Source organism: Flavobacterium saccharophilum, assembly GCF_900142735.1.
GTDB classification, from domain to species: domain Bacteria; phylum Bacteroidota; class Bacteroidia; order Flavobacteriales; family Flavobacteriaceae; genus Flavobacterium; species Flavobacterium saccharophilum.
This window is the reverse complement of record NZ_FRBY01000002.1, coordinates 326,572-341,125: the sequence shown is the minus strand read 5'-3', so window position 1 is coordinate 341,125 and position 14,554 is coordinate 326,572. Positions and strand designations below refer to the sequence as shown.

Genomic DNA, 14,554 nt, shown 5'->3' with positions numbered 1-14,554 from the left:
ATAAAAAAACCATTTCTGTTGCAGCAGAAATGGTGAAGCTTAAAGAAATTGTTCATCTCTATAAGAAAGCGAGAATGGAGTTAATCCGTTCAGGGCTTACTTATTTTTAAACCAAAACAAAGTAATGAAAAAAAAATTAAATAGATATATCTGGTTGTGTATTTTCTTGATTTCGATAGGGATTAAAGCACAAGAAACCAAACCGTTAATTCAATCCAAACTCGAGGGAATAGTTGTAGATGCTAGTACAAAAGAACCTATTATTGGGGCCTCAATTAATATTAAAGGAACTACACACGGAGTTGTAACAGATTTTGATGGGAAGTTTTTTTTCCAGACAGGACAAAAATTGCCTTATACGTTAATAGTAAGTTATTTAGGGTATAAAAAAACAGAAATTGTAGCGAATACAAACTCTGTGGTTATTGAGCTTACTCAGGAGCAAAATGCGTTATCAGAAGTTGTCGTTACTGCACTTGGTATTACGAAAGAAAAGAAATCTTTAGGTTACACTACCCAGGCTCTTAAAGGCAAGGAGTTGTCAGATACAAAAGAAACGAACTTTCTAAATAGCCTTACCGGTAAATTGGCTGGAGTTCGTATTACCAATTCACAAGGAGATATGGGATCTTCACGTATTATTATTCGTGGTGAAACTTCTATATCAGGAAATAACCAGCCCTTATTTGTGGTGGATGGAGTTCCGGTAGATAACTCGCAGTTAAATTTTGGTGGTGCAACTCGTGATTTCAAAAATGCAATAGCCGATTTGAATCCTAATGATATTGAAACATTAACCGTATTGAAAGGTCCTAATGCGGCAGCGCTTTACGGATCACGTGCTGCGCATGGTGTTGTTTTGATCACGACAAAATCTGGAAAAAGTCAGAAGGGATTAGGGATAAACTTTAGTACTGGTATAACAGTCTCTCAGGTTAGTACTTTACCGTCTTTTCAGAATTCATTTGGACAAGGATCAAACGGAAAATTTAGCTATGTAGATGGTAAAGGTGGAGGAGTTAATGATGGGGTTGATGAAAGTTGGGGTCCTAAAATGGATGGCCGCCTTATTCCGCAATTTTATTCAAACGGTGAGGCAGTACCTTTCGTAGCTCATCCAAATAATGTTAGGGATTTTTTTAATACTGGTGTTACTTATGATAATAGCATTTCGGTGGCCAAATCAGATGAAAAATCAGATTTTCGTTTAGGAGTAAACAATCAAAAACAATTAGGAACGGTGCCTAACAGTGAAGTCAACAAAACAAACTTTACCGTTAACACGAATTACCAAATCTCCAAAAGTGTAAAAGTAGGTGTAAATGCGAACTATATTGTTACCAATGCACCAGCTTTACCAGGTGGTCCATCGGGTAACCGTGCTGCCGGCGTAATGCTGCAGTTTCTTTGGTTCGGACGTCAGGTAGATATTAATGAACTTGATAAGGATTGGACGAGAAACTGGAATAACAGCTATTACAGCAATCCGTATTGGAATGCTAATTACAACACTACAAGTCAACAGCGTAACCGTTTAATTGGTGATATTCATTTGGATGCCAAGATTTTTGAGGGACTTAATTTTAAATTCCGTACCGGAGTTGATTATTATAATGATCGCAGAAAGTATGAAATTAAATACGGTACAAATGGAACTCCTTTCGGATCCTATGCTGAAGATGCCTATACAGTAAACGAGCAAAATACAGAAGGTATTTTTACTTATACCAATAAACTGAATGATGATTTTAGTTTAGATGCGCTGGCCGGATTCAACGTTCGTAACCATAGTGATGCAAATAATTATCAAAAAGCGCCACGTTTGGCAGTACCTGATTTATATACACTAACTAATTCAAGGGATCCATTAACTTCATCAAACTCTTTATCAAGATTGAGAGTGTACAGTGCTTATGCTTCTGCACAATTGGGTTATAAAAATTATGCCTTTTTGAATGCAACTGCCCGTAATGACTGGTCATCGACATTGCCAAGCAGTAACCGTTCTTATTTCTATCCTTCTGTTAGCGGAAGTTTAGTGTTGTCTGATGCTTTGAAATTGAAAAGTAATACACTTGATTTCTTAAAGTTACGTGGAGGCTGGTCTGAGGTTGGTAATGATGCCGATCCTTATCAATTGTCTACAGTCTATAATTTTCAAACTGCATTTGACGGAAATCCGATTCAAACTTCTTCTCAAAAGAAATTGAATGAGAACCTAAAACCAGAAACAACACGTTCTACCGAACTTGGTTTAGAATCTTCTTTCTGGAAAAACAGACTGCATTTTGATTTTGCTTATTACAATACCAATAGTTTTGATCAGATTTTGGAAATAAAAACTACTGCTTCAAGTGGTTATAATTCACAATTAATCAATGCTGGTAAAATAAACAACCACGGTATCGAAATTCAATTGGATGGAAACCCTATTCAAAATGAAAGCTTCAAATGGAATGTTGCCGTAAATTATTCAAAGAACATAAGCAAAGTAGAGATTTTGGATTATGATAAACAGATTCAAAATTACACGATCGGTTCTTCAGGAGGTGTTGATGTTTTGGCATCTGTAGGACAGGCTTACGGGGCACTTTATGGAACAGCTTATCAACGCGACGCAAATGGAAATATAGTAGTAGGAGCGAACGGATTACCAAAAGCTGATCCGCAAAAGAAAGTATTAGGTCATTATACGCCAGACTATTTAGCTGGAGTTACTAATACATTGACCTATAAAAACCTTGAATTCTCATTTCTTATTGATGCCAGTGTAGGAGGAGAGCTTTTCTCAGGAACGAACAGAACAGGTACTTATACAGGAGTATTGGCAGAAACGCTTCCGGGTCGTGATGCCGCTAATGGTGGATTAAATTATTATTTGGCAGGTACTACTAAAACCTTATTACCAACAGGTACAACTGCTCCGGGAGGCGCAGCGGTATATGAGGATGGAATGATCTTTAACGGAGTGTATGCTGATGGAACGCCAAACACTTCACTTCTTAGTGCACAGGAATATTACAAAGCATCTTACAATATTAGTGAAGCTTATATTTACAGCTCAACTTTTGTAAAATTAAGAGAAGTAAAATTGGCTTTTAACTTCAATAAGTCATTTGCTAAGAAGCTGGGATTAGATGGGGCAAGTATTACTGCAGTAGGCCGTAACCTGTTTTTTATCTATAAAGATGCACCAAATATTGATCCTGAAACAGCTTTCAATACAGGTAATGCACAAGGATTGGAGAGTTTATCTCTGCCAACTACGAGAAATTTCAGCCTTAATGTCAATCTAAGATTTTAAAAATACAGAATCATGTTAAAAAATATATTATATACAACGCTATTTGCAATTACACTGACTTCATGCAGTGATACTTTGGATGATATTAATAAAAATCCAAATGCAACTGAAACACCATTAGCGCCTTACCTGTTAACAGGAACCCTAAAGCAGGGGGCTGATTTATACTGGGGCTCAACAAATAACTTTGATTCGTCTTTGTTATTTGTGCAGCATTGGGCTAAAATTCAATATACGGAACCGGATAGATACGATGTGTCCAATACTTCTTTCACAACTTTGTGGAATACCGGATACGCAACTTTGATTACGGATTTGAATACAATTATCAATTTTCCACAAGAGCAGGCAAATTCAAATTACAAAGGGATTGCATTAACATTGCGTTCATGGACATTTTTATTGTTGACCGATGCTTACGGAAGTATTCCGTATAAAGAAGCAGGTCTAAAAGTAACTCCGGCGTACAATACCCAAAAGGAAGTGTATACAGGATTACTAGAAGATTTGAAACAAGCACAATCTTTACTAAATACAGCAAATGGTACCGTGACGGGTGACTTATCCTATAAAGGTGATATTTTGAAATGGAAAAAACTGGTAAATTCACTTCGTTTGCGTATTGCATTGCGAATCTCTGACAGAGAACCAGCTTTGGCTAAACAAGCTGCTATTGAAGCCACAACCGATGCTGCAGGAGTACTTGGAAGTAATAGTGATACTTTTAAGTTTACTTACACGAGTTCACCTCAGCAAAATCCTGCTTCAGCATGGTTTGAAACTCGTGATGATTATCGTATTTCAAAAACTATGGTTGATAAGCTAAATGAATTATCTGATCCACGTTTACCTGTTTATGCACAATTGCCATCAGATGCAAGCGTAGGTAAATATGTTGGAGGTGCAAATGGATTATCAAACAGTGATGCTAATAGCCAGGGTTTTGCTAAAACATCAAAACCAGGAACTTACTTCCTGACTTCCTCATCGCCGGCAGTACTTGTTTCTTACTCTGAAGTATTATTTAATCTTTCTGAAGCGGTAGCTCGTGGTTATATTTCTGGTGATGCTGAACAGCTCTATAAAAATGCGATTACGGCATCCTTCAATCAATTTGGAATTACCGATGCAACCGTTATCGCTAATTATCTTAATCAGGCTAGTGTAAAATATGATGCGATAGACTATGCCAAATCAATTGGAACACAAAAATGGATTGCTTTTTACGGACAAGGTCTTGACGCTTTTACGGAATGGAGAAGACTGGACTATCCAGTATTGAAATCTGGCCCGGCGACAGTTTTAGACGGAAACCTACCTTCACGTTTCTTTTATCCGGGTACAGAGCAATCTTTGAATGGAACTAGTTACCAGGCAGCGATAGCCGTTCAGGGAAAAGACTTGCTTACTACAAAACTTTGGTTTGATGTAAAATAGGGTGAATACCTAGTGATACATCAAGTAAAATGTTTCAAATAAAAAACTCCGCAAATGTTTCTATATTTTGCGGAGTTTTGCTTTTTGCAAAATATAAATTTGAAACTGTTTGACCACAGATTGATATAGATTTATTAAAATGTACCTTTAGGTACTAAATATAGGTAAATATATAGATTAGGCCAACTCGTGCTTAACGTAAAAACTATACAGAACTTTTATTATTAAGTACCTAATCCTGAAATTTAACTCTTCTTTTTGTTTTAAAAGCTATCAAAGCAATAACCAGTCTACAGAAAAAGCAGCAATAATAAAAATACTGTGTACGAATACAAGCTGAAGGTAATAACCTTTAAAATTGGCCGTATGAACAGTTGGTATAATTTCAAGCAGAAAAGTCCAGCTTATAATTCGGATCAATGCGCTTATAACGCCTATAATGATGCTGGTTGTCCACGAAATTTCTGCGAATTCAGAATACCATATTATGTAATAAACTGCTGCAAAACAAAATCCAAAGCTGTGATGCAATACCTTTCCGATTCTTAATTTGGTTTTTAGTGATAAATCAATAGCAACAGCAGAAAGAATACTGGTAAGCAATGCAGGTTCCTGATAAAATTTTGCGTCTGTTGATGATAATGCCATGTTAAATATTCTTATGATACAGCAGGCGACTATCCAGGAAATAAGTATTTGAAAGAGCAGGGGCAAAATCATGAAGGGGTGTTATTTTTACACTTCAAATATAGTATTGAAAAAGCTAAGAATAAAATTAAAATCGAAAACAGTCTTTTCTGAAGGGATTATGGTACTTGTGAAATCAATTCTCAATTAACTTACATACCTAATTTTATTTCCGTAATTTAGATATTAGGAGATGTAGTTAGAACCATAAAAAACTGAAAGCCTATGCCTTGGAACCCGGAAATATATAATAAGTTTAAAGAGCTGCGTAACAAACCATTTTATGATTTAATAGATTTTATTGAATTACCAGAAGCCTCAACTGCAATTGATTTAGGCTGTGGTACAGGAGAGCAAACCGCAATATTAGCCGAAAAGTTCAGTAAAACTGATTTTCTTGGGATTGATTCATCAGCTGAAATGTTGATAAAATCAAAATCTTTGGAGAGTGCTAATCTTCATTTTGAACGCATGTTAGTAGAAGATATGGTTGAGTCAAATAAAAAATGGGATCTGGTTTTTAGTAACGCAGCGTTACAATGGTCTGATAATCATGAAATATTATTTCCAAAACTGATTCATTCACTTACTTCAAAAGGTCAATTTGCGGTGCAGATGCCCATCCAGAATGAAAATCTTCTAAATAAAATTCTATATCAATTGGCTGAAGAAGATCCTTTTAAAAGCTATTTTAAAGGATGGAGAAGAGATTCTCCTGTACTAAGTATGGATCAATATGTGCAAATTATGTTTGATGGCGGATTGGAAGAAATTAAGATTATGGAGAAAGTATATCCCATAATTGCTCACGATCATGATACGCTATATAATTTTATTTCAGGTTCGGCTCTGATTCCTTATTTAGAACTGCTTGAAGACGATCAAAAAGAGTTATTTATTAAAGCATTTAAAACCAGAATAGCAGCGCATTTTCCAAAGCTTCCTGCCATTTATGCATTCAAAAGAATTCTGCTGTATGGAAGAAAAAGTGAAGAAAAAATATAACCAGTTTATAGTTTTAAATATAAACTGGTTATAAAAATAATTTTCTAGTTAGTACCAGCTGCGCTTTTATCTACAAGAAATAATAATTCTCCTGAAACAGGTTTAATCAACTGCATCGGGTATGTCGAAGGATTGTATTCTCCTGTCGTTACTTCTTTCAAGGCAGGCGCTTTTTTCTCTCCAAAAGCCACTACAACAATTTTTTCAGCTTTATTGATTATTGGTGCCGTAAGTGTGATACGGTGCATTTTTTGTGGTTGAAGGTAATAGGCCGCAACCCATTTATTTTGCTCTTCCAAAACGGCCTCACCTGGGAAAAGTGATGCTGTATGTCCGTCATCTCCCATTCCTAATAAGATTAGGTCAAATTTTCCTTCGTCGCCTAAAACCTTTCTAATCGACTGTTCGTAAGTAACAGCAAAATCTTCAGGTGTAACGCCATCTTTGTACATCTCAAAAATATTTTCAGACGGAATAGCAACATGGCTCAGTAAAGTAGTATAGGACATTTTTGCATTACTTAAGTCATCATTAAGAGGAACCCAACGCTCATCTCCCCAAAAAATAAAAACTTTACTCCAGTCTATTTTAGTTTTGTAATTATCAGAAGCTAATAATTTGTAAATCCCGGCAGGAGAGGAGCCTCCTGTAAGAACGGCTGAAAATTGGCCTTTTTCAGCTATTGCTTTTTGTGCTGCTGCTACAAAAAGGTCTGCTGCTGTTATATTAATTTCTTCCGTCGTATTATATATCTGTATCATCTTCTAAAAGTTCTTCTTTTGTTTGTGTGTTTGGAATCCATTTGTGTCCCTGACGTGCCAATAATTCATCGGCTTCTTCAGGTCCCCAGCTTCCTGCTTTGTAATTTGGAAAGTTAACCGGCACTGTATCTTTCCATACTTGTTGAATCGTATCGATAGCATCCCAAGCTTGTTCTACCTGATCCCAACGCATGAATAGCGTTGGATCTCCTGCCAATGCATCAGCAATAAGCGTTTCATAAGCTTCTGGTGACATCGTAGAGCAGGCGAAATAATCAAAGATCATTTCTGCCGGTCTTAATGAAAGTGACAGACCTGGTTTTTTGGTCATAAATTGCAGCTTGATATCCATTGCAGGCTGAATATTGATAATTAACCTGTTTGGCGTCATGCCTTCTTTTCCATAAGAAAACGAAGAATGCGGAACGGGTTTAAACTGTATAATAATAGAAGATTGTTTTTCTTCCATTCTTTTTCCGGTACGTAAATAAAAAGGAATGCCCTGCCATCTCCAGTTGTCCAGATAAATTTTCATGGCCACGTAGGTTTCTGTAATAGAATCCGGTGCAATTCCTTTATCCTCACGATATCCCGGAACCGGTTTTCCTTTTATAGCACCTGCGTCATATTGCCCTCTGACAACGTAATGATCCACTTCCTCCGGTTTGATGCGGCGAATCGATTTTAATACATCAGCTTTACGGTTTCGAATGTCATCTGCCTCCAATGAAGCCGGAGCTTCCATAGCGGTCATACATAGAATTTGAAGCAAATGGTTCTGGATCATATCTTTTAAGGCACCAACGCCTTCATAAAAACCACCGCGTTCTTCAACTCCAACTTCTTCTGCAACTGTAATCTGAACAAAGTCGATGAAGTTTCGGCTCCATAAAGGTTCAAACATCGAATTTCCAAAACGGAAAGCCAAAATGTTCTGAACAGTTTCTTTTCCTAAATAATGATCGATTCTGTAAATCTGTTCTTCTTTGAAAGTCTGCGAAAGCATTTCATTAAGAGCAATGGCAGAAGTTTTATCGTAACCAAAAGGTTTTTCTATAATGATTCGGTCTTGCTTTGGATTAGCTGCAAGGCCAATTTTCTTGATATTACTTGAAATTGTTGTTATAAAAGAAGGCGTAATCGAAAGATAAAAAAGACGATTGGCACGTTCTCCAAAACTTTCATCAATAGCATTTATCTTTTCATTCAAACTTTGATAAGACGCTTCTTTGTCTATATCAAGGCTATGATAGCTTATGTGAGAAAGGAATTTTTGAGTTTCCGGATCTGAAGTATCTTTCTTTCTTGAAAAGATATTTAGATTTTCCAGCACATAGCTTCGAAATTCTTCATTACTTTTTTCTGCTCTTCCCAATGCGATAATCTCAAATTTCTTCGACATACGGCCGTCAAGGTAGAGATTTTGAAATGCGGGAAATAGTTTTCTTTTTGCCAGATCTCCGGTTCCTCCAAAAATGACAATAATGGTTGGATTTATATTTTTGAACTTACTCATTTGTGTGTTGTGTTGCTTATAGTTCCTTATTCAGACCATTGGGTGTGGAAAACACCGGTTGTATCGATTCTCTCGTAAGTGTGAGCGCCAAAATAATCGCGCTGCGCCTGAATTAGGTTTGTTGGTAGATTTTCAGATCTGTAGGCGTCAAAATAAGCTAATGAATTCATCAGTCCTGCTACAGGTAATCCTTTTTGAACTGCAAATTGAATCACTGATCTCATTCCTGCCTGGTTCTCCGTTAATTTTGAAGCGATACCAGCGTCTAAAAGCAAGTTTGGCAAATCTGTTTTTGCAACATAGGCTTTTCTGAAATCTTCTAAAATGTTGGCGCGAATAATACAGCCACCGCGCCATATTTTGGCAACAGTTTCTAAGTTTAATCCGTAATTGTATTCTTTAGATGCAGTATGTAGCTGTGCTAATCCTTGTGCATAAGTCACGACAATAGATAAGTATAAGGCTGATTTTAATGCCGCAATTGCATCGCTTGTATTTACATCAGTTGCCGGAGCGTTCCAAACTAGTTTTTTAGCAGCTTCAATTCTTTCCGGTTTCGTTTTAGACATATCACGCATAAAAACTGCCGCATCAATAGTCGGAATTGGTACTTGTAAATCCATTGCGTTTTGCGAAGTCCATTTTCCTGTTCCTTTTGATTTTGCCCAATCTGAAATTTTATTGATTAGTCTGCTTCCGTCTTCGTCTTTTTGTTTCAGAATGTTTCCGGTAATTTCGATCAAATAGGATTTAAGATCGTGGGTTTGGTTCCACTCTTCAAAAGTTTTCTGAATAGTATCTTCATCCAGATTATAACCTCTTTTCATAAGGTCATAAATTTCAGAAATAAGCTGCATGATTCCGTATTCGATTCCGTTGTGAACCATTTTTACATAGTTACCGGCAGATCCGTTTCCTAAATATTCTACGCAAGGTTCTCCATCCACTTTTGCTGCAATAGCTTCAAAAATTGGGCGAAGTCTTTCGTAAGCTTTCTGATCACCACCTGGCATCATAGCTGGACCGAATCTCGCACCTTTTTCACCTCCTGAAATTCCCATTCCAAAGAAGTGAATTCCTTTTTCAGATAATTCCAAAAATCTTCTGTCTGTATCGGTGAAAAAAGTATTACCACCATCAATTATAATATCTCCCTTGTCTAAATGCGGAAGTAAACTTGCTATTGCGCTGTCAACAGGCTTTCCTGCAGGAACCAATAACATAATAGCTCTTGGCTGTTGAATAAGTTCTACAAAATGTTTAACATCTGTTGTTGCTTCAATGGTATCATTAGCACCGGCTTCTTGTTGAAGAGAATTAACTTTTTCGGTATCTAAATCTAAACCTGCTGCTGCAAAGTTATGGCTCGCTATATTCAAAAGTAAATTACGACCCATTACACCTAATCCTACAATTCCAAAATCAAATTTGCTCATAGTTTTCAATTAACTAAAATTATTATAAAATGTTTTTCTGAAAAAAAGGAGTAGAAAAAATAGTAATTCTTTTTCGTTCAGTTCTTTGCAGAAAAAACAAAGTTTGGCTCAATCTTAAATTTTAAGATCTACCGCGCTAAGTTAGAGAAAAATGATGAAACTTCGAGTGATTATTAGCCCACTTTAAGGTCTATTATGTTACTTTTTTATGTGTGAAAAACACATTTAGAAAGACATAATACTGTTGTTTGTTTATGAATTATCAGTCTTTAAACTAAAACCCGAAATATATTTCAATGAAATCGTGGGATTGATTAAACAAAAATTAGGAACGAAATAATAAGGGAATTATCTGCCATTATTTAAATACAAAAGGGAAGTAAACAAGAAAAAGAAGCTAAAAATCCCTTATATTAGAGATTTCAAATAACAAACGTAATAATTAAATTGAACTTGCATATGGAAAAGCTTATCCTCAACCTTCAAAACAGATTTTCAAAAAGTAAATTTTTATGTTTAATGATTATGACTATAATTTTTACTTCTAATTCGATATCAGCTCAAAAGAAAGACATGATGATTCGTATTTCAGAAATTGAAATTTATCCTGAACATTTATCAGAATATAAGGCAATTCTAAAAGAAGAGTCTGCAGCATCCGTAAAGCTAGAGCCTGGAGTTTTAGCAATCTTCCCGATGTTTCAAAAGAAAGACTCAACTCAAATACGAATATTAGAAATGTATCAAGATACTGATTCCTATAAATCCCATTTAAAAACACCTCATTTTTTAAAATATAAAACAAGCACGCTTAAAATGGTGAAGTCATTACAGCTGATTGATATGGATGCAATTGATCCGGAATCAATGAAAATGTTGTTTAGTAAAATAAAGGAATAAAAGTTGTTTATAGATTATTCTTTATATATTCTCAAGCTGCACCTCAAATTTACCAAAATAGGGTTCGTCGGCCATTAGCGAATGTCCTATTACCAAAATATGATCTCCTTTTTGTTTGAGATCGACTTTTAAATCCATTCCAAAAGGGCCATCTGAAGTTTTATCAGGAAATATAATTTGGTTGAAACGAATGTTTCCTTTTCCTGTAACGGGGATAATTTTTGCTTTCAATTCGCCTAAATTTTCATTTTTAAATTTAACGAATATTTTCGAATGTATAGAATCTAAAGAGCCTTCAGCTACAAATAGATCTTTTTTATTCCTGAAATTCAGGAAGATTGTGTCGCCAATTTGTTTGTTTTTTTCCTGGGCTTGTTGGCTTTCCTCTTTGGGTTTTTCTATTAGAATTGAATCTGAAACCGTTACAGAAGTATCCTTGTTTTCTTTTTGTTGACATGAAAAGAAGAAAAGGGATAAGAAAAGCATTAAGAAATTTTTCATAGCAGTATTTTTTAATAACAATATTTCAAATTTAATTCTTTATTCAGGAAGTTTGTTATATAATAACTATTTTGATTTTGCAGGATACAAATCTGAAAATTAGTGAGTAAAGCTTACTAATTGGCACAGAAAAACAGATATCTCACTATTTCATCAAAACGAGTATATTTGGCTGTTTTAAAAATTCCCCAATGTCACCAAACAAAAAGTCCATTTATACGCTACAGTTTATTTTGCTCTGTCTGAGTTCTCTTTTATTTTCTTCTAGTTTTAACATGATTATACCAGAGCTTCCCAGTTATTTGAGCAGTTTGGGTGGAGCTGAATATAAAGGACTTATTATTTCACTATTTACACTCACAGCGGCCATATCACGTCCTTTCAGTGGAAAACTTACTGATCGATGGGGACGCGTGCCGGTCATGGCAGTAGGTTCTGTAGTATGCTTAATTTGCGGCTTTTTATATCCAGTTTTAAGTTCAGTTTCTGGTTTTCTTCTTTTACGATTAGTTCACGGATTCTCAACAGGATTCAAGCCTACTGCAACATCAGCCTATGTTGCAGATATAATTCCACAGGAACGATGGGGAGAAGCATTGGGTATGCATGGATTGTGTTTTAGTATTGGAGGAGCTTTGGGGCCGGCAGTAGGAAGTCTAATTGTAAATGCTTATGGAATGGATGCGATGTTTTACAGCTCTTCATTTCTCGCTTTTTTATCAATAGTTATAGTGATGAACATGAAAGAAACCTTAGCAGCAAAAGAAAAACTCCACAAATCGATGTTTTTTATCAGCCGAACTGATATTATAGACATTGGAGCACTTCCAGCCGGAATAATAACTTTTTTCTCCTATACAGCATATGGTTTAATACTTACTTTAATACCTGACTGGAGCGAACATCTTGGTGCAGTAAACAAAGGAATATTTTTTACTTCTTTTACAGCAGCATCCGTTTTGGTTCGCTTTGTAGCAGGAAAAGTTTCTGACCGCTACGGTCGAACGAGTGTTATACTGGTCGGACTAATAGTGACCGCTTTTTCGTTATTCATAATAAGCGAAAGTACAAGTGTTACGATATTATTAGTAGGGGCAGCGATTTACGGAATGGGTACCGGAACATTATCACCAGCCATAAATGCATGGACAATCGATCTCAGCAGCCCGCAACATCGGGGGAAAGCCATTGCAACAATGTATATTTCTATGGAGCTTGGAATTGGTCTTGGAGCGTTGATAGGAGGTAGTTACTACAGTGATATAATTACGCGTATCCCACTTATAATGAAGATCGATATCGTAATACTATGCGTAGGTATTCTGTATCTTTTATATTGGAGGAGATTAAAACAACATTAATGAGTCAAATGTTATTCTTCGCTCATTAAAAATTTAATTCATTATTATATCTTTATCTCCATATTATGGATACAACTATAGAACTATTTGGTGCAATTTTTGGATTTCTTTCCGTCTATTTCACGATCAAACAAAATATCTGGTGTTGGTATTTTGGGTTACTTCAGGTAACACTTTATTGCTTTGTTTTTTACACATCAAAATTATATTCGGATATGATTTTGCATATTATTTATATATTCCTGCAAGTGTTTGGCTGGTACAATTGGAAGTATGGTGGTTCGAATAAAAGTACATTGCGTGTCACATTACTAACAAATACAACTTTTTGGATTGGTTTGACCGTTATAGCAACACTTTTTACGGGATATATTATGCAGACAAAAACGGATGCATCCTATCCTTATGAAGATGCTTTTATAATGATAGCAAGTTTGGTTGCCCAATATTTAATGATAAAAAAGGTATTAGAGTCCTGGTTATTTTGGATAATAGTCGATGTGGTGGCAATAATCATATATGCCTACAAGGACTTATATTTTACAACAGCATTATATGTGCTTTTTTTAGTTATGGCTATAATTGGCTACTTAGAATGGAAAAAAGCCTACAGCGGAGAATTTGCATATGAAAAACAATAAAGTTGGATTGACATTGGGCAAATTTGCCCCTTTTCATAAAGGGCATCAATTATTAATAGAAACGGCTATTAAGGAGATGGATGAAGTGATCGTGCTAATTTATGACGATCCTGTAATAAATATTTCTTTGGCAACCAGAGCCAGTTGGATACGCGAGATATATCCAAATATTGTAGTTATTGAAGGTGTAAATTCACCAAATGATACGGGATATACCGCTGAGATTATGAAAATTCAGGAAGATTACGTTTTAAGTGTTTTAGATAATCGTAACATTTCCCATTTTTACTCGAGTGAACCTTATGGCGAACATATGAGTATTGCGCTGAATGCCATAAACAGACAAGTTGATGTGAGTCGGAATATAATCCCGATATCCGCTACGAAAATCAGAAAAGATTCCTTTAAATATAAAGATTTTGTTCACCCTAAAGTCTATAATGATTTGATTACGAAAGTGGTATTACTCGGTGCGCCGTCAACGGGTAAAACGACTTTAGCAGAAAAATTAGCCGTGCATTTTGATACGCAATGGATGCCGGAATATGGAAGAGAATATTGGGAGAAGCATCAGGTCAATAAAAGGTTAACTTTAGAAGATCTCTTAAAAATAGCTGAAGGTCACATTGAAAGAGAAGATGCGCTGGTGTTACGATCCAATAGATTCTTATTTTCTGACACCAATGCCATAACCACGTATTTATTTTCGCTGGATTATCATGGAGATGCCTTAGCAGAATTAGAAAATTTAGCAAAAGTGGCAGAAACCAGGCACGATCTAATCTTTGTCTGTGATACAGATATTCCGTACGATGACACCTGGGACAGATCGGGCGATGTAAAAAGGAAAGAATTTCAAGAAAAAATCATCGAAGATTTAAACGCCAGAAACCTTAGTTATCATATGCTTAAGGGTAGTGTTGCCGAAAGAATTGAACAAGTTTCCAAAGTATTGTCGGCGAGAGAAAATAATAAATTTTAATCTAACCCAGAACCAAAATAGAG

12 protein-coding genes are annotated in these 14,554 nt (G+C 35.7%); 7 read left to right on the top strand and 5 right to left on the bottom strand.

What is annotated here, in order from left to right; translation table 11 throughout:
• The first annotated feature begins 124 nt into the window (after positions 1–124).
• Both BUA98_RS06980 and BUA98_RS06975 read left to right on the top strand, forming a co-directional pair.
• On the top strand, positions 125–3,304 hold the full coding sequence (locus BUA98_RS06980) for a SusC/RagA family TonB-linked outer membrane protein (RefSeq protein ID WP_072970902.1): 3,180 nt from the start codon (positions 125–127) through the stop codon (positions 3,302–3,304).
• 12 nt (positions 3,305–3,316) lie between these two features.
• Positions 3,317–4,741 (top strand): SusD/RagB family nutrient-binding outer membrane lipoprotein, encoded by a 1,425-nt coding sequence (locus tag BUA98_RS06975; RefSeq protein ID WP_072970901.1) that lies wholly within the window; start codon positions 3,317–3,319, stop codon positions 4,739–4,741.
• Positions 4,742–5,014: 273 nt separating this feature from the next.
• On the opposite strand, the gene BUA98_RS06970 is transcribed toward BUA98_RS06975, so the two are convergent.
• Positions 5,015–5,389, bottom strand: coding sequence for a hypothetical protein (locus BUA98_RS06970; protein WP_072970900.1), 375 nt, complete (start codon positions 5,387–5,389; stop codon positions 5,015–5,017).
• A gap of 264 nt (positions 5,390–5,653) precedes the next feature.
• Between BUA98_RS06970 and BUA98_RS06965 the strand changes: the two genes are divergently transcribed.
• The gene (locus tag BUA98_RS06965; protein WP_072970899.1) at positions 5,654–6,433 is read left to right on the top strand and encodes a methyltransferase domain-containing protein; all 780 of its coding nucleotides are present in this window, start codon (positions 5,654–5,656) and stop codon (positions 6,431–6,433) included.
• Between the two features lie 44 nt (positions 6,434–6,477).
• On the opposite strand, the gene pgl is transcribed toward BUA98_RS06965, so the two are convergent.
• The 3 genes from pgl to gndA are packed head-to-tail and all read right to left on the bottom strand — an operon-like array spanning position 6,478 to position 10,146.
• Entirely contained in the window at positions 6,478–7,194 is a 717-nt protein-coding gene (gene pgl / locus BUA98_RS06960) for a 6-phosphogluconolactonase (RefSeq protein WP_072970898.1), read from the bottom strand.
• Positions 7,178–8,710: a glucose-6-phosphate dehydrogenase gene (gene zwf / locus BUA98_RS06955; protein WP_072970897.1), complete on the bottom strand. Its 1,533-nt coding sequence runs from the start codon at positions 8,708–8,710 to the stop codon at positions 7,178–7,180. Before zwf ends, pgl begins: the two co-directional genes overlap by 17 nt.
• Positions 8,711–8,736: 26 nt before the next feature.
• Complete coding sequence (gene gndA, locus BUA98_RS06950; RefSeq protein ID WP_072970896.1) at positions 8,737–10,146, bottom strand: NADP-dependent phosphogluconate dehydrogenase; 1,410 nt, start codon at positions 10,144–10,146, stop codon at positions 8,737–8,739.
• A gap of 459 nt (positions 10,147–10,605) precedes the next feature.
• Here gndA and BUA98_RS06945 point away from each other — a divergent pair, with 459 nt between their 5' ends.
• The gene (locus BUA98_RS06945) at positions 10,606–11,046 is read left to right on the top strand and encodes a putative quinol monooxygenase (RefSeq protein ID WP_167547711.1); all 441 of its coding nucleotides are present in this window, start codon (positions 10,606–10,608) and stop codon (positions 11,044–11,046) included.
• 21 nt (positions 11,047–11,067) lie between these two features.
• On the opposite strand, the gene BUA98_RS06940 is transcribed toward BUA98_RS06945, so the two are convergent.
• Positions 11,068–11,547 carry a hypothetical protein gene (locus BUA98_RS06940; protein WP_072970894.1) on the bottom strand — a complete coding sequence of 160 codons (480 nt, stop codon included), beginning with the start codon at positions 11,545–11,547 and terminating at the stop codon, positions 11,068–11,070.
• Between the two features lie 191 nt (positions 11,548–11,738).
• Here BUA98_RS06940 and BUA98_RS06935 point away from each other — a divergent pair, with 191 nt between their 5' ends.
• The 3 genes from BUA98_RS06935 (at position 11,739) to BUA98_RS06925 (ending at position 14,531) form a co-directional block, all read left to right on the top strand.
• Positions 11,739–12,908 carry an MFS transporter gene (locus BUA98_RS06935; RefSeq protein WP_072970893.1) on the top strand — a complete coding sequence of 390 codons (1,170 nt, stop codon included), beginning with the start codon at positions 11,739–11,741 and terminating at the stop codon, positions 12,906–12,908.
• A 65-nt stretch (positions 12,909–12,973) separates the two neighbouring features.
• On the top strand, positions 12,974–13,549 hold the full coding sequence (gene pnuC, locus BUA98_RS06930; RefSeq protein ID WP_072970892.1) for a nicotinamide riboside transporter PnuC: 576 nt from the start codon (positions 12,974–12,976) through the stop codon (positions 13,547–13,549).
• Complete coding sequence (locus tag BUA98_RS06925) at positions 13,536–14,531, top strand: AAA family ATPase (protein ID WP_072970891.1); 996 nt, start codon at positions 13,536–13,538, stop codon at positions 14,529–14,531. Before pnuC ends, BUA98_RS06925 begins: the two co-directional genes overlap by 14 nt.
• The last annotated feature ends 23 nt before the right edge of the window (positions 14,532–14,554 follow it).

Bases quoted from the DNA above. Each gene is read 5' to 3' on its own strand.
- BUA98_RS06980 (WP_072970902.1), top strand. From the start codon at position 125: ATGAAAAAAAAATTAAATAGATATATCTGGTTGTGTATTTTCTTGATT.
- BUA98_RS06975 (WP_072970901.1), top strand. From the start codon at position 3,317: ATGTTAAAAAATATATTATATACAACGCTATTTGCAATTACACTGACT.
- BUA98_RS06970 (WP_072970900.1), bottom strand. From the start codon at position 5,389: ATGGCATTATCATCAACAGACGCAAAATTTTATCAGGAACCTGCATTG.
- BUA98_RS06965 (WP_072970899.1), top strand. From the start codon at position 5,654: ATGCCTTGGAACCCGGAAATATATAATAAGTTTAAAGAGCTGCGTAAC.
- pgl (WP_072970898.1), bottom strand. From the start codon at position 7,194: ATGATACAGATATATAATACGACGGAAGAAATTAATATAACAGCAGCA.
- zwf (WP_072970897.1), bottom strand. From the start codon at position 8,710: ATGAGTAAGTTCAAAAATATAAATCCAACCATTATTGTCATTTTTGGA.
- gndA (WP_072970896.1), bottom strand. From the start codon at position 10,146: ATGAGCAAATTTGATTTTGGAATTGTAGGATTAGGTGTAATGGGTCGT.
- BUA98_RS06945 (WP_167547711.1), top strand. From the start codon at position 10,606: ATGGAAAAGCTTATCCTCAACCTTCAAAACAGATTTTCAAAAAGTAAA.
- BUA98_RS06940 (WP_072970894.1), bottom strand. From the start codon at position 11,547: ATGAAAAATTTCTTAATGCTTTTCTTATCCCTTTTCTTCTTTTCATGT.
- BUA98_RS06935 (WP_072970893.1), top strand. From the start codon at position 11,739: ATGTCACCAAACAAAAAGTCCATTTATACGCTACAGTTTATTTTGCTC.
- pnuC (WP_072970892.1), top strand. From the start codon at position 12,974: ATGGATACAACTATAGAACTATTTGGTGCAATTTTTGGATTTCTTTCC.
- BUA98_RS06925 (WP_072970891.1), top strand. From the start codon at position 13,536: ATGAAAAACAATAAAGTTGGATTGACATTGGGCAAATTTGCCCCTTTT.